The 15913-nt window shown below is 62.0% G+C and carries 21 protein-coding genes and 1 pseudogene; 16 read left to right on the forward strand and 6 right to left on the reverse strand.

Annotation, left to right across the window (positions count from 1 at the left end):
• Positions 1 to 26 precede the first annotated feature (26 nt).
• The 6 genes from HYH07_RS14925 to HYH07_RS14945 all read left to right on the forward strand — a co-directional run bounded on the left by HYH07_RS14925 (position 27) and on the right by HYH07_RS14945 (position 4033).
• On the forward strand, positions 27 to 404 hold the full coding sequence (locus HYH07_RS14925) for a response regulator (protein ID WP_220003177.1): 378 nt from the start codon (positions 27 to 29) through the stop codon (positions 402 to 404).
• Positions 405 to 865: 461 nt separating this feature from the next.
• Positions 866 to 1075, forward strand: a complete 210-nt coding sequence (locus tag HYH07_RS14930) for a hypothetical protein (protein ID WP_028150804.1) — start codon at positions 866 to 868, stop codon at positions 1073 to 1075.
• Complete coding sequence (locus tag HYH07_RS36595) at positions 1069 to 1203, forward strand: hypothetical protein (RefSeq protein ID WP_264653567.1); 135 nt, start codon at positions 1069 to 1071, stop codon at positions 1201 to 1203. The genes HYH07_RS14930 and HYH07_RS36595 overlap by 7 nt, the downstream gene beginning before the upstream one ends.
• Before the next feature lie 13 nt (positions 1204 to 1216).
• Positions 1217 to 2329 carry a glycosyltransferase family 4 protein gene (locus tag HYH07_RS14935; RefSeq protein WP_220003178.1) on the forward strand — a complete coding sequence of 371 codons (1113 nt, stop codon included), beginning with the start codon at positions 1217 to 1219 and terminating at the stop codon, positions 2327 to 2329.
• A 91-nt stretch (positions 2330 to 2420) separates the two neighbouring features.
• Positions 2421 to 2840, forward strand: a complete 420-nt coding sequence (locus HYH07_RS14940; protein WP_220003179.1) for a CopG family transcriptional regulator — start codon at positions 2421 to 2423, stop codon at positions 2838 to 2840.
• 5 nt (positions 2841 to 2845) lie between these two features.
• A complete protein-coding gene (locus HYH07_RS14945; protein WP_220003180.1) occupies positions 2846 to 4033 on the forward strand; it encodes a PHB depolymerase family esterase in 1188 nt (395 codons plus the stop codon).
• A gap of 7 nt (positions 4034 to 4040) precedes the next feature.
• Here the strand turns inward: HYH07_RS14945 and HYH07_RS14950 are convergent, their stop codons facing one another.
• Positions 4041 to 4289: a hypothetical protein gene (locus HYH07_RS14950; protein WP_220003181.1), complete on the reverse strand. Its 249-nt coding sequence runs from the start codon at positions 4287 to 4289 to the stop codon at positions 4041 to 4043.
• Positions 4282 to 4512 (reverse strand): hypothetical protein, encoded by a 231-nt coding sequence (locus HYH07_RS14955; protein WP_060910194.1) that lies wholly within the window; start codon positions 4510 to 4512, stop codon positions 4282 to 4284. The genes HYH07_RS14950 and HYH07_RS14955 overlap by 8 nt, the downstream gene beginning before the upstream one ends.
• A gap of 167 nt (positions 4513 to 4679) precedes the next feature.
• On the opposite strand from HYH07_RS14955, the gene HYH07_RS14960 reads away from it, so the two are divergent.
• Complete coding sequence (locus tag HYH07_RS14960; RefSeq protein ID WP_220003182.1) at positions 4680 to 5606, forward strand: Ku protein; 927 nt, start codon at positions 4680 to 4682, stop codon at positions 5604 to 5606.
• 162 nt (positions 5607 to 5768) lie between these two features.
• On the opposite strand, the gene HYH07_RS14965 is transcribed toward HYH07_RS14960, so the two are convergent.
• Positions 5769 to 6239, reverse strand: coding sequence for a MarR family winged helix-turn-helix transcriptional regulator (locus HYH07_RS14965; RefSeq protein WP_220003183.1), 471 nt, complete (start codon positions 6237 to 6239; stop codon positions 5769 to 5771).
• 13 nt (positions 6240 to 6252) lie between these two features.
• Entirely contained in the window at positions 6253 to 6639 is a 387-nt protein-coding gene (locus HYH07_RS14970; protein WP_220003184.1) for a hypothetical protein, read from the reverse strand.
• Positions 6640 to 6784: 145 nt separating this feature from the next.
• Between HYH07_RS14970 and HYH07_RS14975 the strand changes: the two genes are divergently transcribed.
• The 9 genes from HYH07_RS14975 to HYH07_RS15015 all read left to right on the forward strand — a co-directional run bounded on the left by HYH07_RS14975 (position 6785) and on the right by HYH07_RS15015 (position 14850).
• Positions 6785 to 7672, forward strand: a complete 888-nt coding sequence (locus HYH07_RS14975; protein ID WP_312016668.1) for a LysR substrate-binding domain-containing protein — start codon at positions 6785 to 6787, stop codon at positions 7670 to 7672.
• A gap of 114 nt (positions 7673 to 7786) precedes the next feature.
• Positions 7787 to 8365 (forward strand): carboxymuconolactone decarboxylase family protein, encoded by a 579-nt coding sequence (locus HYH07_RS14980; RefSeq protein ID WP_220003186.1) that lies wholly within the window; start codon positions 7787 to 7789, stop codon positions 8363 to 8365.
• Between the two features lie 220 nt (positions 8366 to 8585).
• Positions 8586 to 9263, forward strand: a complete 678-nt coding sequence (locus tag HYH07_RS14985; protein ID WP_220003187.1) for a DJ-1/PfpI family protein — start codon at positions 8586 to 8588, stop codon at positions 9261 to 9263.
• A 107-nt stretch (positions 9264 to 9370) separates the two neighbouring features.
• The gene (locus tag HYH07_RS14990; RefSeq protein WP_220003188.1) at positions 9371 to 9928 is read left to right on the forward strand and encodes a carboxymuconolactone decarboxylase family protein; all 558 of its coding nucleotides are present in this window, start codon (positions 9371 to 9373) and stop codon (positions 9926 to 9928) included.
• A gap of 59 nt (positions 9929 to 9987) precedes the next feature.
• Entirely contained in the window at positions 9988 to 10908 is a 921-nt protein-coding gene (locus HYH07_RS14995) for a LysR substrate-binding domain-containing protein (RefSeq protein WP_228749555.1), read from the forward strand.
• Between the two features lie 281 nt (positions 10909 to 11189).
• Complete coding sequence (locus HYH07_RS15000) at positions 11190 to 11753, forward strand: cytochrome P460 family protein (RefSeq protein WP_220003189.1); 564 nt, start codon at positions 11190 to 11192, stop codon at positions 11751 to 11753.
• A gap of 125 nt (positions 11754 to 11878) precedes the next feature.
• Positions 11879 to 12739, forward strand: coding sequence for an alpha/beta fold hydrolase (locus tag HYH07_RS15005; RefSeq protein WP_220003190.1), 861 nt, complete (start codon positions 11879 to 11881; stop codon positions 12737 to 12739).
• Positions 12740 to 12783: 44 nt separating this feature from the next.
• Positions 12784 to 13170 (forward strand): nuclear transport factor 2 family protein, encoded by a 387-nt coding sequence (locus tag HYH07_RS15010; RefSeq protein WP_220003191.1) that lies wholly within the window; start codon positions 12784 to 12786, stop codon positions 13168 to 13170.
• Between the two features lie 213 nt (positions 13171 to 13383).
• Entirely contained in the window at positions 13384 to 14850 is a 1467-nt protein-coding gene (locus tag HYH07_RS15015) for an adenylate/guanylate cyclase domain-containing protein (protein ID WP_312016669.1), read from the forward strand.
• A gap of 2 nt (positions 14851 to 14852) precedes the next feature.
• On the opposite strand, the gene HYH07_RS15020 is transcribed toward HYH07_RS15015, so the two are convergent.
• Together HYH07_RS15020 and HYH07_RS15025 are read right to left on the reverse strand one after the other, a co-directional pair.
• Complete coding sequence (locus tag HYH07_RS15020) at positions 14853 to 15122, reverse strand: hypothetical protein (protein WP_220003193.1); 270 nt, start codon at positions 15120 to 15122, stop codon at positions 14853 to 14855.
• A gap of 131 nt (positions 15123 to 15253) precedes the next feature.
• Positions 15254 to 15697 (reverse strand): annotated as a pseudogene (locus HYH07_RS15025) (LysR substrate-binding domain-containing protein); the annotation flags it as partial.
• Positions 15698 to 15913: the final 216 nt, after the last annotated feature.

Consider the following 15913-nt stretch of genomic DNA (forward strand, 5'->3'; position numbering starts at 1 on the left):
GGGTCGGTCGCCGAGGAGATTTGAAAGTGAGTGATGCCGTTCGTGTTCTGGTCGTGGAGGATGAAGCTCTGATCGCAAGCTTCGTCGAGGACGCCTTGTCCGACGGCGGTTTCGAGGCCTGTTCGGTCCACTCGGGGGAGGAGGCCATGTGCACCTTTTGCGATGGCCGCGAGGGATGTCGGGTCCTGCTGACGGACATCAACCTAGGTGACGGCATCAGCGGCTGGGAGCTGGCGCGGCAGATCAGGGAAATCACGCCTGGCTTTCCTGTGGTCTATATGACGAGCGCCAGCGCGCCTGACTGGCAATCGCAGGGCGTCGACGGCAGCGTCCTGATCCAGAAGCCCTTTGCGCCGGCGCAATTGGCTGCCGCCGTCTCGCAGCTACTGGGTACCAGAGCCTAGCCGGGCGCTCGCGGTGTACGCGCAACTGGGATGAACGGCGCTTGGCGGTCCGCAATGGCCGGGTAATCGAGATACCCTTCTGGTCCTTGCGCGAACCACGCCGCTTGGTCGTCTGGCATAAACGGCAGGCCTTCGGCCACGCGGCGCGGAAAGTCGGGGTTGGAGATAAATGGCAAGGCGATGAAGCTTGTCCCCGACGAGACGGGCCGGGGCGGCGAGCGATACGTCTGCCCCGCCTGCGAGGAGGATCCGCTGCACGACCCCGCCGCCCAAAAAAGGGCGGACAGCCCGCTCCGCCCGCCGGCTAAGAAAAATCCGGCTCTGGCGCCGAGGCCGGTTGTCGATCCTATCGAAAGGGCTGACTCGGCTCGACGGGGACCCGACTTTTCGGGAAAAAGTAGAAACTTCATCTTCGGAGACGAGTTGGCATCCGGCGAGGTCTGTTCTCGTCGGAGCCGAACATGGTCGACGACGTCCCGTTGCGCACGGCGGTACATACGGTCTGGTCCCTCTACCTAGCGAGGCATCGCGACGTCGATGCTGCCGACACCCGCCGCTGCCTGCTGGAGCGTCATCTGCAAGGGAAATGGGAAGCGCGTGTGAGCGATGCCGAAGAACTCACGGGATTCGGCCTGGCTTACCTTGAGCGCCTTCCCGAAGACGAATGTTGAGGCTGATGGAGGGGCTCGTCAGGCGAGCTGCGGTCGACAGCGCCAGGCCGGATTGGACGTTGCTGGCCGTCTCAGAACTCGCCTCCGCGGCCGTCGTGCTGCTCTTCCGCTCGATGTTTTCGGTCTAGAGGGTCGGCATCGATGCGCATCGCTCAACTTGCTCCCCTGGCGGAAAGCGTCCCTCCCAAGCTCTACGGCGGCACGGAGCGGGTCGTGGCGTGGCTGGTGGATGAGCTGGTCGAGCTCGGCCACGACGTCACGCTGTTCGCGAGCGGCGACTCCCGGACGAAAGGCGAGCTTCATGCCGTGTGGCCGCGCGCGCTGCGTCTCGGACGAAAGGGCGCCGATCCAAATGCCGCCTGCGCCGTGCTGCTGGAAGCGATCGCAAAGCGCGCAAAAGACTTCGACGTGATCCACGCGCACATCGACTGGCTGCCGCTTCCGCTGCTCAGCCGGCTCGGCGTGCCCTTCGTGACCACCATGCATGGCCGGCTCGACCTGCCGGGCCTTTCCGATGTGCTGCGGCAGTTTCCCGGCGCCGGCTTCGTGTCGATATCGGACCATCAGCGTCTGCCATTGCCGGAGGCGAATTGGATCGCCACGATCCCGCACGGACTGCCATCGAACAACTTTCGCCCGTCTTTCGATCAGGGATCCTATCTGGCGTTCCTCGGCCGCCTGACCGCGGAAAAGGGGCCCCAGGACGCCATCCGCATCGCGCGCGCCGCCGGAATGCCCTTGCGCATCGCCGCCAAGATTCCGCGCGGCGAGACCGTCTTCTTCAAGAAGCAACTTGAGCCCCACATCGACGGTCTGGCGGTCCAGCTCGTCGGCGAGGTGGACGAGGCGAAGAAGCAGCCGTTCCTCGCCGAGGCCGCGGCCCTGCTGTTTCCGATCGATTGGCCGGAGCCTTTCGGCCTCGTCATGATCGAGGCGATGGCCTGTGGGACGCCAGTGATCGCCTACCGCTCCGGCTCCGTGCCCGAGGTCGTCGAGGACGGCGTGACGGGCTTCATCGTCGAGAACGAGGAGCAGGCTGTCAGGGCCGTGGGCGATCTGGGCCGGCTCGACAGACGAAAAGTACGTGCCCGCTTCGAGGAACGCTTCTCCGCGGACCGAATGGCGCGCGAGTATGAAAGCGCGTACCGCCGATTGATCTCTGGCGCCGCGTACCCGGCTGCGGCATTCGCGGCGCCGCACGCCGAACGTCGGCGCGAGCCGAGGCCGGCCGACGAACTTCCGGCCCCCGGCTAATCGATTTTTATCCGCCCCTTGAAAGTGGCCCCGGAGCAATCCATTTGACATCCATGCGCCATCCCATTGGATGGTAGAAATGGATGCTTTCATGGCCGACAATGTCCGCGAGCTGCGATCCCGGATCCCCGATACTGAGAAGATCACGATCAACCTTGGCTATGTCGATCTGGGTCAGGTCGATCTGATGGTGCAGGAAGGGTTCTATTCGAACCGCACGGATTTCATCCGGACGGCCATCCGCAACCAGCTCGAACGCCACGCGGACGTCGTGAAGCAGTCGACGGTCCGAAAGAGCCTGGACTTGGGGCTGCGCAACTACAGCCGCGAGGATCTCGAAGCGGCGCGGCGCGCCGGCGAGATGCTGCACATCAACGTGCTGGGTCTCGCGACCATCGCCCCGGACGTCACCCCCGAGCTGGCCCGCGCCACCATTGCTTCGGTCTCGGTGCTCGGGGCCCTTCACGCCACTCCCGCGGTCAAGGCCGCACTCTCCGACAGAACTAGGTGAACGCGATGCTGAATCAGAACATGATTTCCGAGGCTACGCGCCTCACACGTGCGGGCCACCTGGCCGAGGCCACCGCGCTCCTGCAGCGCATGCTCCGCGGCGAGAGCGCCTCCGAGCCGTCGGACAGGACTGCCCGCGTCGCGCCAGCTCGGCTCGAGCCGCCGACCATCGACGTGAAGGCCAACGTCGTCGAGGAGAAGGAAAGCCGACGAACCACCCGGGTTTCTCCCGCTCCTTTGCAACGCAAAAGCATCGCCCGGTTCGATCGCTTGAAAGACTTCCCCGGACTCAACCTGCGTGGTCCGATGACCCGCGCTCCGCCTGCCACGACGGATATCGCACCCGAAGGCACGAGGTTCATCGCCGGCACCTTCCGCAACGCGAATGGCAGCCGGAACTACAAGCTGTTCGTCCCTAGCCACTCGCAGGAAAAACCGCTTCCCCTGGTGGTCATGCTTCACGGTTGCACCCAGTCGCCGGACGACTTCGCGGCAGGCACCCGGATGAATTTCCTGGCGGAAGAGCGGAATTGCTTCGTGGTCTATCCGGAGCAGCCCAATGAAGCCAACCAGGCGAAATGCTGGAATTGGTTTCGCACGGGCGACCAGCAGCGGGAGGGCGGGGAGCCTTCGCTGATCGCAGGCATCACTCGCCAAATCATACTGGACTATCCGATCGATCCGAAGCGGGTCTACGTCGCAGGTCTGTCGGCCGGCGGGGCGGCCGCCGCCATCATGGCAGCGACCCACGCCGATCTGTACGCGGCCGTCGGGATCCATTCCGGCCTCGCCTGCGGGGCGGCAAGCGATCTTCCCTCAGCGTTCGTCGCCATGCGTCAGGGCGGCGGGTCTAAAATTGCCGCTGGTGGACCGCCAGTGCCGACCATCGTTTTCCATGGCGACCGCGACACCACGGTGCATCCGAACAACGGCGACCGGATTGTCGAGCAGTCCGCCAAGGCGGCAGGCTTGAAAGCGAAGGTGAGCAACGGACGGGTGCCCCATGGGCACGCCTACACCCGCACCAACCTTGCCGACGCGGACGGGCGCGCCGTCTCCGAGCATTGGAATGTTCACGGCGCCGGCCACGCCTGGTCGGGCGGCAGTCCCGCCGGCTCGTACACCGATCCCCGCGGGCCGGACGCGACGAGGGAGATGCTGCGCTTCTTCCTTGAGCATTCGCTCCCGGGTTAGTCGGGCTTCACAAGGCGCTCAGATCGTCCGGCACGTCCCCGAACTTCCGGATCAGCTTCGCGTCGCCGAAGTCCCCGGTTGCGGGGGCCCCGCTGCGGCTGAACGCGACGGCGCCGGCGTGTCCGGGCTTGCGCGCCAGCGCCTCGGCCCGCATCACCGCGGCATTGGCGCTCAGGCATTCCGCCGCCTCGCCGGCGGCCATGCCGTCGTCGGAGAAAACGAACGGCAGAGCGACATAGTAGGTCACTTCAGACATCTGCCTCATCCTTGCGTTCGCGCGCCCCTGGGAGCCGTCCCCGGGCGTAGCCTTTCGACACATTCGTCCGGAGCTCGTCGGTCTCGGCCTCGAGAAAGTCGACGGCGACGAGCAGTGCCTTGACCGCCTCCCGGGCGTCTCCGCCGCAGGCCGCGATGGCCTGGTCGGCGGCGGCCTCCAGGTCGAAAGTGGCCGGTCTGGAGGGCTCGGGCGTAGCGGTCATCAGATTATGTTCTCATTTTGTTCACGAGAGTCAAGCGCCGGCGCTCTGTTTCGCGGGCGCCGCTGCAGGGGCAGGCGGAATTCCGTGGACGGCCCGTGGCGGTGTCGGAACCGCGCCGCCCCGTTCGTCTTGAGTCCGTGTCCCGTACCCTGGAGCGTTGCGTACCCATGGCCCCCCGCGCGAACTGGAAAGGTTTCCTGCGACTCTCGCTCGTCACCTGCCCCGTGGCGCTCTATCCGGCCACGTCGGAGAGCGAGAAGATCAGCTTCAACCAGCTCAACCGGCAGACTGGCCACCGGATCAAGTATCTCAAGGTGGACGCCGACACCGGCGACGAAGTGCCCAACGAGGACATCGTCAAGGGCTACCAGCTTGAGAAGGATCAGTTCATCGAGGTCTCCAAGGAGGAGCTCGAGGAGATCGCGCTGGAGTCCACGCGGACCATCGAGATCGACGAGTTCGTCGACAGGACCGACATCGATCCGCGCTATCTGATCCGCCCCTACTACATCCGTCCCGACGGCAAGGTCGGGCATGACGCCTTCGCGGTGATCCGAGAGACCATCCGCGAGATGAACAAGGTCGCCATCGGTCGCGTGGTGCTGACCAACCGGGAGCACATCATCGCTCTCGAGCCGATGGACAAGGGCTTGGTCGGCACGCTGTTGCGCTATCCTTATGAGGTGCGCAGCGAGCGGGAATATTTCGACGAGATCCAGGACGTGAAGGTCACGAAAGACATGCTGGATCTCGCCAAGCACATCGTGAGTCAAAAGGCGGGGCGGTTCGATCCGAACAAGTTCGAGGACCACTACGAAACCGCGCTGATCGACCTCATCAACCAGAAGCGCGCCGGCAAGCCGATCACGCCGAAGGAGCGCCCAGCATCGACCAACGTCGTCGATCTGATGGAGGCGCTGCGCCGATCCGTCGGCAAGGAGGCCGCGCCGGCGAAGGCCGCAAAGCCCGCCAAGAAGCCGCGAAAGGCGGCGACCGGCCAGAAGGAAATGCTGATGTCGATCGAGGGGAAGAAGGCGGCGAAGGAAGCGACGGCGAAAAGGCCGGCGACGGGAGCGCGGCGGAAATCGGCTTGATGGCGACTGTATTCATCACGGGCAGCACGGACGGACTCGGTCGCGCGGCGGCCGAGGCGCTTCTCGGCGGCGGCTCGTCGAAGACGAGGCGCTCATACGCACGATCCTCGTCGATATGGTCGAGGGCATTTGGGATCACTGACTCTCTGCTGCCAGGCGTCTTCATGACGCATTATTGGTCGCTCGACCGAGTTTTAGACGCAGCGTCGCCAACGCGTGCCTTAGAGAGATCGTGCGTTCCGTCCCGAGATCGATAGCACGCGAGAGTTTCTCAGAGGCGTTCTTCGCCGCAGGTTCGAGCGCCCGTCCGGAATCAGCGAGAGTTATGCGGACCTGCCTGTTGTCGGTCGGATCTCGCTTGCGGCGGAGATACCCCGCGGCTTCCAGCCGTTTCAGAAGGGGCGTTAGAGTGCCGGAATCGAGGAAGAGCCGAGTGCCTAGCTCGTTGACGGTGACGTTGTCGCGCCCCCACAACACGATCATCACCAAAAATTGGGGGTACGTCAGACGAAGCGGATGAAGCAGCGACTTGTATGCTTTGTTGAACGCGAGGGCGGCCGCGTACACCGCGAAGCTCACGTCTTCATCCAGATCTATCGCTCCTGAACCTACGTCATGGGAATCGTGTGTCATGTGCGTCTGCGGCCTAGCGCCCGCCGGCCGCGTCCGCGCGCATTGACCGTAGAGAACGGACGCGGGCGAAATTCCATGGAAAGTGAAGCGCGGCCTCCGTTGCACTGAGAACGTCCTTCACTGACCTCAAGACGCCGACGCGAAAGATCCGGACGGGTCGCATCGAACTCAGGCGGTAGGCGGTGGAATTGAGAACGACCACGTTCAAGTACGCGATGGCCATCAGGTCCTGCGCGGCCAGGCTACCGGGCGGCATAATGGTGGCCGCAAGAGCCACGAATGCCCTGACGCCGACGCAGGCAGTCCGATTTCTGCCTAACTCCGTGCAGAGATCCGCGTGGCTCGGAAGAACACGTTCAACCAGACGCGCCGCGGCGGAGAGCAATGCTGTTGTTGTCATGATCGATACTCCGTCAGCAGTCCCGCTTTCAGCGCGAGCGGACTGTTGAGCGCACCTTGCAATGTTGCGCAGGGAAAAATAATCTCTCGTTTCAGAGATTGTGGCTTCCAATAAATGAAAGTCAGGGATGGATAGGCTGGAAGCGATGTCGATCGTGCTGCAGACGGTCGAAAAAGGCAGCCTGACGGGGGCGGCCAAAGCCTTGAACATGCCGCTGCCGACGCTCAGCCGGAAACTTAGCGACCTCGAAGCCTATCTCGGGACCAAGCTGCTGCAGCGTTCGACGCGCAAGCTCACCCTGACGGACGCGGGTCAGTCTTATGTTGCTTCGATTAAGCGCATCATGGAGGAAATCGAAGAAGTCGAAAGAGCGGCATCCAGCGAGTACACCACTCCCCGCGGCGAGCTCGTTCTGACGGCGCCGCTCCTGTTCGGTCAGATGTACATTCTGCCCATCGTCACGGACTTCCTAGCGGCCTATCCCGAAATCAACGTTCGGCTCCTTCTGTCGGACAGAAACCTTCATCTATACGACGATCACGTCGATATGGCCGTGCGTCTGGGCGAACTACCGGACAGCAGCATGATCGCGACGCGCGTCGGGGCTATGGACACGGTGGTGTGCGCCTCACCGGACCTGCTGGCGGCTCACGGCGTTCCGAAACACCCGAAGGATCTACAAAGGCTGCCCTGTGTGATCTTCACTGGCCCTTCCTCCGCAATCTGGTCCTTTCGGAATCCCGCGAACAAGCGCGAATTTGGAGTCGACATCGTTCCGCGTCTATCGGTCACGGCCGCCGAATCCGCCGTTCAGGCCGCAGTCCGGCGCACCGGCCTCACCAGAGTGTACCGCTATCATTGCGCCGATGAGCTTCGATCCGGAAAGCTCGTCCAGGTGCTGCAGAAGTTCGATGTCGAACCCATTCCCGTCCACCTCGTCCACGCAGCACGCGGGCAATTGCCGCTCAAGATGCGGGTCTTTCTGGACTTTGCCGCCAGCCAGCTGCGATCGGCCCTATCGAAGCTGGGATGAGAGGATGGTCACGACGGCCCCGCTTCCCCTTCCACAGCATGAAAGAGACACTTCCATTCTTACCGGATTATTCTTTCCAATGAAACATCCGATGTTCTCCTCACCGAAGCCAAGGTGGCTCGGTTGCAAAGGAGAAACCTCATGGCTCGCGCCCCCATCCCTTCCATTCAACAGGCCCCCACCAAGTCCCAACCGATCCTTGAGAACTACGTGAAGGTTCTCGGCGTGGTGCCGAACTTCTTCTCTCTGATCTCCCAGTCGCCCGATGCCCTGAAGGCGATTGCGGATATGCACGCGACGCTCGGCAAGAGCATCGGCCACAAGACCCGCGAACGCCTGCACATCATGACCGCCGAAGTGAACGGCTGCAGCTACTGCCTGACGGCCCACAGCTATCTGGCCGGCAAGCTGAACGGTCTGACCAAGGAGGACATGGAGCTCAATCGCGAGGGTCATTCCACCGATCCCCAGGCCGATGCCGCGCTACAGTTCGCCTACAAGGTCGCCAAATCGCGCGGTCACATCGAGGATGCGGATTTCGCGGCCGTTCGCGCTGCGGGCTTTACCGAAGCGCAGATCATCGACATCGTCGCCGAGACCGCCTTCAGCTTCATCACCAATCTGTTCAACAACACCTTCAAAACAGACTTGGACCCGTCATTTCCGGAGCTTCACACCAGGAAAGCGGCTTGATCGAGGTATCGGCCTGGCCGGCGGATGGCCTTCAGCCTTCCGCTGGCCGGACCTCGCGTCGGCGCAGATCGCTTCAAGGTTTGTTCGTGAGCGACGAATTCGTTGCCGCGTTCGATACCCGAATGGGCGATGACCAAATCTTCGCGTCCCCGTTTGAGACACACGCAACCCATCCGACAACAGTCCCGCCGTCAAAGAGCACGGCTTTGAGGAGGTATCAATGACCACCGTCGTGATTCCCGTCTACAACGAAGTAACTCAGCTCGACTTCACCGCGCCTCATCAGTTTCTGACCATGATTCCTGACATCACGGTGATCGTCGCGTCGATCGGAGCAACGCCGGTGACTTCCCACGGACTCTCTTTCACAAAGCTGGCCGATCTGGAAACCATCGGTAGCTGCGACGTTTTCTGCGTCCCCGGCGGGCTCGGCTGCATCGACGCCATGGAGGATGCCCGCTTCATGTCGGCCGTGCGCCGGCTGGCGAGCACCGCGACCTACGTGACCTCTGTTTGCTCCGGATCTCTGATCCTCGGAGCGGCCGGATTGCTTAGGGGACGTCGAGCATCTTCGCACTGGGCGTGGCTCGACCTGCTGCCGGCATTCGGTGCGATCCCCGAAAAAGCCCGCGTCGTTCGCGACGGCAACATCTTGACGGGCGGTGGCGTCACCGCCGGCGCCGACTTCGCGCTGACGCTGATCGCCGAACTGCGCGGTGAGGATGCCGCACAGTGCGTGCAGTTGGCCCTAGAATATGCGCCCGCCCCTCCGTTCCAATCCGGCGACGCGGATACTGCGCCGACGCACGTCCGCTACGCAGTGATCGAGCAGATGGGAGAGATGATGGGCGACACGCGCCGACGCGTCGAGTCGGTCGCAAGCCGAGCCCACCAATAGTTGCCGCGTACGAACGCTCCTCGGAAAAGAGGCTCGATGGCGGGCGGTGCTTTGCGGCTGCGCCCGCCATCCGGAAGGAAATTGGGATGAACTTGTAAGGAGAGATCATGTCCCGCTTGCGAATATCGACCCGCGACGGTGCGCCTGCAGCCAGTAAACCCACCTTGGACAACATTTATCGGAAGCTCGGCGTCGTGCCTAATCTGTCGCGTCTGATCGGTAGCAGCCCGGTCGCACTCGAAGCGTTCGTCGCGTTTCAGGACGGATTGTCCAGGACCCTGGACTCCAAGACACGCGCACGGATCGCTCTTGCGGTGGCTCAAGTCAACGGTTCCGACTACTGCCTGTCGGCCCACAGCTATCTCGCGATCAATTTCGCCAAGCTGCCTCCGGAGGAGATCGCCCTCAATCGAATGGGCGCATCCAAGGATCCGAAGGCGGATGCGGCGGTGAGGTTCGCGGCGAAAGTGGTTCGCAAGCGTGGTCATGTCGGCGATGCCGACCTGTCCGCGGTGCGGCTCGCCGGCTACGGAGACGCACAGATCGTCGAAATCGTAGCCTTGGTGGCCGAGAACGTCTTCACGAACTACCTCAACAAGGTGGCTGAGACCGACATAGATTTCCCGATCGTGCGGACAGAAGCTCTCTCAGAACGGGGCGGGTAGCGAGCGAGCCGACGCGCTCCAAGGCGCGATGTATCCTTGCGTAAATCGGCGACGCATGAATGACCGCGATCGGCACAGCAATCATGGAGATGGCTATGAACCTCGATATCGACTGTCTCCGCACGCTTCTTGTCGTGGCGGATACGATGAGTTTTTCCCGGGCCGCCGAAATCGTCGGTCGGTCTCAGTCCACCATCAGTGCGCAAATCGCGAAACTGGAAGGGCAAATAGGTCAGCCATTGCTGTCGCGTCGCAAAGGCAAGGTTTTGGAACTCACTCCGCACGGAGACCGTCTAGTAAAGTATGCAAGACGAATTCTGCAACTTAACGACGAGGCCTGCCGGTTGATGTCGGAAGAACCTCTCGATGGTTTCGTCCGCCTGGGTGTTCCGCTCGATTTCTTCGGTCGCGACCTCACGGCCTGGCTCGCGCAGTTCAAAGCGAAGTACCCGATGGTCGGGTTGGAGGTGGAAGCCAACCAGTCGGAAGGATTGCAGAAACGAAGCACGCGCGGAGAACTCGACCTCGCTTTCTTCAAGCAGGACATGGGCGCCAAGCTCGGCACGGTGGCTCAGCGCGAGCAGTTGGTGTGGGTTTCCGGGCCGAATTTCGAGTGCGATGAGATGGACTCCATACCGCTGGTATTGTTTCCGGACGGCTGTGCGTATCGTCGTTGCGCCCTCGCTTCTCTGAAAACTCACGGTTCACCCAGCCATATCAGTTTTGTCGGCCCCAGCTTCGACAGTCTCAAATCGGCGGCGATAGACGGCATGGGAATTACCGTGCTCGCTCGCGCACTGGTCAAGCCCCCGCTTAAGATCGTCCCTCACGGACGAAGTCTCCCTCAGTTGCCTGCAGTCGAACTGGCTTATTCACAAGGGCAGCGGAGCAATTCCCGCGTGCTCAACGAGCTTACCAACCATCTTGTCGACAGCCTAGTAATGACGGACCAAGCTCCGGCAGGAGGCAGCATCTGGTAGACGCCCGCACAGCTCTGCCTACGCATGCGTGCGAAGGGGCCCAAGCGTCTGCGCCTTCAACAAGCTGAACCTGAACGGCATCGTCCAGAAGAATCTGACGCCAATCCATTTATGGGAAAGTTCGATGCTCCAATCGGAACAATCGATTTTGAGATCGGCGAGCGCCTGACTAGCGTTCCGGACAACAGGCGGCGTTCCTACGCAGGCCGTCGCGCTTTCACGCCGCGACGCCGAGAGGCGACTGCTGGATCCCAAACCGAAAACGCTGAAGGAAGCATCGTATGAATCGTAGGAGTTTGTTTGTCGTCTCGGTCGCACTCGCCTTCAGCGCCTCCGTGGCGCTCGTCCTTGCAGCCGACGAGCGGCCCGCGAAGTCTTCGAACGTGGAGGATGCCGCCGGCAACCTGCACGTCCCGGGCGACTATCGCGAGCTCTACGAATATCTGGGCAGTTGGTCGGTGGCGGATGACGACAAACCTGGCGCCAAGCAGATCCACGCGGTCTACGCATCGCCAGGAACACGCGAGGCTTTCAAAAAGACTGGAAAGTTTCCCGACGGGACCGTGCTGGTCAAGGAGCAGTTCGAGGCAAGCACGGATACCATGACCTCGGGTACGGCGAGCCACCAGGACAAGCTCAACGGTTGGTTCGTTTTGGTGAAGGATTCCACCAAACGGCACCCCGGCAATCCCTTGTGGGGCGACGGTTGGGGATGGTCCCATTTCGACGTGGGGGCTCCCACCCGCACTACCGCGACTGACTACCACAGCGATTGTCTGCCCTGTCACACTCCCGCCCAGGCCACAGATTGGGTCTATAGGCAGGGTTACCCGTCGCTACGTTGAAGTCATGCCTCTACTGCGCTGACCGATAGATGCATTCGACAGGTGCTCGCTCTCCTGTCGCTGAACGGGTGAACCGGCGCACTCCAGTTCTCTTGCGAACTCTAATCTAGCTTCAGGAAATCCACATGCCACTCAGTTTCCAAGCCATCGATGTCGACGGCCTCGAGGTCTTTTACCGTCGGGCCGGTGATCCGTCCCGGCCTACCGTTCTGCTGCTCCATGGCTTCCCGACCGCAAGCCACATGTTCCGCGATCTGATTCCGCAACTCGACGATCGCTATGACGTCGTTGCACCTGATCTGCCCGGGTTCGGCATGACCGAGCAGCCGGCACGCGATCGATTCACCTACACATTTGAGAACATCGCCAAGGTGATCGACCGCTTCACCGAAGTCCTCGGGCTGGACAAGTTCGCGATCTATGTCTTCGACTACGGGGCTCCGGTCGGCTTCCGACTGGCGGTGAAGCACCCCGAGCGGATCACCGCGATCGTCACCCAGAACGGCAATACCTATCTTGAGGGCGTATCCGACGCCTTCGCACCAGTCCGAACCTACTGGAACGAACCGATCCAGGCCAACCGGGACGCGCTGCGCGGCTTCCTGGCGCCGCAGACGACGCTTTTCCAATATACGCACGGCGTGGCGGACCCGAGCCGGGTCCCGCCCGACGGGCGTAATCTGGACGATTTCTATCTGGCGCGACCAGGCAATGACGAGATCCAGCTCGACCTCTTACTCGACTATCGATCGAACGTGGCGCTGTACGATACGATCCAAGCCTATCTGCGCCAACATCAGCCGCCCGTCCTCGCCGTCTGGGGCAAGAACGACCCGTTCTTCATTCCGCCCGGTGCCGAAGCATTCAAGCGGGACGTGCCTTCGGCCGACGTCCGCTTCGTCGACAGCGGTCACTTCGCACTCGAAACCCACGCAAGCGAGATCGCGGCAGCGATGCGCGACTTTCTCGCCAAGCACGTCGGCTGACATCCCGACACGCCGCGTCGTGCCGCCTTTTCAGGAGATCTAACGTGACCACACCCACCGCAATCGTTCGAAGCTTCTACGACAGATTGGCGGCCGGCGATGCGCCAGGCGCGCTGTGCCTGATGGCGCCCGACATCGAATGGATCACGATGTGGCACTATAAGGTCGATGGCCGCGGGCCCCAGCGCGTGGCCGAAGGTCTGTTCAAGCCGTTGGTGGCGGAGTGGTCAAGCTTTGCGCTCGTCCCCACCGAATTCATTACGGAGGGCAACACGGTCGTGTCGCTCGGCGATTTCACGGGGGTACACGGCGCGACGGGCAAAAAGGTCGAAGCCCGCTATGCGCATGTCTGGATCGTTAAGGACGGCAAGATCACCGAGTTCCGCCAGTACATCGACACGCTGGCCGTCGCCGAGGCGCGCCGGTCATGACCTATCGCGATCCTGACAGGCCAGAGCGACGACAGCTCCCTCGCGCAGGGCAGAAGCGATCGACAAGCGCAGCCCCGGTCTATCGAACCTCTTGGAGAGCCACTTTTTCAGAAGGCAATGAACACTCTGGCTGCGACAGGGCGAGAGTTGGGCGGTGCGCTCAGCTTTCCAAAATTGGTTTGCTGGCCGCCGGGGACGAAAACGAGGCGCTTCGTGCCAGGTAAACGTATCGAACGGCGGCTGGCTGCGGTAGTGGCGGCAGATGTCGAGGGCTACTCGCGACTCATGAGCGCCGACGAGGTCGGAACTCTCGCCGTCCTAAAATCCCTCCGTCGCGAAGTGGTCGATCCAATCATCGCTGCGCACTACGGCCGCATCGTTAAGACCACCGGCGACGGGATGCTTATAGAGTTCGCCAGCGCCGTTGACGCGGTGACCTGCGCGCTGGTCTTGCAGGATCAGATGAGGGCAGGTAGCGGGCGCACAGAGCCAAAGATCACTTTTCGGATCGGTATCAACGTTGGCGATATCATTGTCCAAGGCAGCGATATTTTCGGCGATGGCGTCAATGTCGCAGCCCGCGTCGAGAACGAATGCGAGCCGGGCGGCGTGTGCCTGTCTGGCAGCGCTTTTGAGCAAGTCCGCGGAAAAACCAGACTCGCCTTCTACGATCTCGGCGAGAGGTCATTGCGGAATATTGACCGACCGGTGCGGCTTTATGGGACGCGTCCTGCCGGGTTGATATCGGCCGCGAGCGCGGCAATCGCGGAAGCCACCAAGCCTCTCCCGCCGCCCGGCGGGCCGTCGATCGCGGTGCTGCCGTTTAGAAACATGTGTGCTGATCCCGAGCAGGATTATTTTTCTGATGGCATAGCGGAAGACATCATCACGGCGCTGTCGCACTTCGAGTGGTTATTCGTTATCGCCCGAAATTCGAGCTTCAACTATAAGAACAAGGCAGTTGACATCAAGCAGATCGGGCGAGAACTCGGCGTGCGCTATGTCTTGGAAGGCAGCGTGCGCAGGGCGGGTGAGCGCATACGCGTCACTGTCCGGCTCGTCGAAACGGCCACTGGCGCGCATTTGTGGGCCGACAAGATAGATGGCGCGCTAGACGACGTGTTCGCGTTGCAGGACGAGGTGACTTTGAGGGTCGTAGGTGCGATCGAGGTCTCCATCACACAGGCCGAGATCAGCCGCGCGCCGGTGAAGCCAAGCTCCAGTGGTCACGTTCGGAGTGGGGTGGGAGCTCTCGACAGTGCCATAGACCATTCTTTGCGTTCCATAACGTTGAGTCCGCTGGACCTACAGCTCGGATTTGCGCACGGCGCCCTCGCTTACGCCTACATCGCGAAGGGGAAATACGAAGAAGCTCTTGAGTGCGCGCGTCGAACAGCTCATGAGATGCCACGATGGGTCTGTGGCTGGACCGCCATAGTCATTGCGACAGCGTATCTTGGCGACTTTGAAGCAGCGAGAAACGCTGCTCAGCGACTCCAACAACTCTCGCCGAGCTCTTCGATTAGCGCATGGGGCAACCAAGGCTGGTCGAGAGCTATGGATCTACGAAAAGTCCTATCATGGTCTGCGCCTTGCGGGTGTGCCGGAGAACTAGTAGGTCACGGCCTCATTCGAGCGATGCCACCCTTCGATTATGGAGCGTCGCGAGCGTCATCGTAGCTTCAGCAATCCCCGTTCGAACACTCCGGGCAGGTGTCGCCGATCCCGTCCAAGACGTCTCGAACTTCCGCGAGGGCCTCGCCGACGGAGACGCCGGCCGGAGGATCGCGACGGGCCAGCTCTACGGCGCGCTCGCGGGCGTGCGGGTCGGCACGGTCCTTGGCCCAGCCGTGCTCCTCACATTCGTGGATGGCGCCTGCCTCCTGCAGCACCGATATCGCCCAGCCCCGGAGCGTCCGGGTCGCCGATCGTCGTTCCTTCGTTATCAGCATCGAGATTTGCTCCTGCCGAGACGAATCCTTCCGGCCGCCCGCTCGTTCCCGGCGGTTAGCATGGGTCAGGGATTCGCAATCGTTAGAGCTACCGCTTGTCCACGTGTTCCGCTGGGTCTGTGCAATGGTCGTTACACCGACCGAGTCCGCCGCACCTTCGTCGAAGGATTGGTCTTCGTCAGCCCTGCAAGAAGAGGAGCGTAAGTGGAGAGCCTGCTGGCCAGGAATTCCGTGAAAAGCCGCACGCGCTTCGTCTTGCGGGTCTCCCCCTGCGTGAGAAGCCAAAGCGTGCCGTACGTGTGAAGGTCGCTGCCCGGCACTCTCGCCAGCAGCGGGTCCGCATCTCCGACGAAACACGGCAGCGTCGTGATCCCCAGTCCCTGTCGTACGGCGGCAACCTGACCCTCGGCGTCCGCGACCCTAAACGGAACCTGCGTGGTGCGGAGCTCGCCCGCGCTGGCCCAGTCCGGGATGCCATGCATGCTGATGACGATCCACCGAGCCGGGTCGGGCGCTCCCGAGCGCATTGCGGCAAGGCGTGCGCGGGACATGTAGACGCCTCCGAAGGTTGCGGGCTGGAGCGGGCGAAGTATTCAGCTTGAGAAGGCCGGAGGCATAGTTGGGTTCCGGCCTCTCGACTTTCATTTCCGGCGGGGACTTTTTTTTTTGTTTTTTGGCGCGAAGGATTCGAATAAGGTCTGCCTACCCTACATTACCCGGATCCAACGCACGGCGAGGGCTAAGCCTGATTCGAAGCTGCATCGAACCAACGAATTATGAACGCAGAACAA

Source organism: Bradyrhizobium sp. BR 10261 (assembly GCF_019455395.1).
GTDB classification, from domain to species: Bacteria; Pseudomonadota; Alphaproteobacteria; order Rhizobiales; family Xanthobacteraceae; genus Bradyrhizobium; species Bradyrhizobium manausense.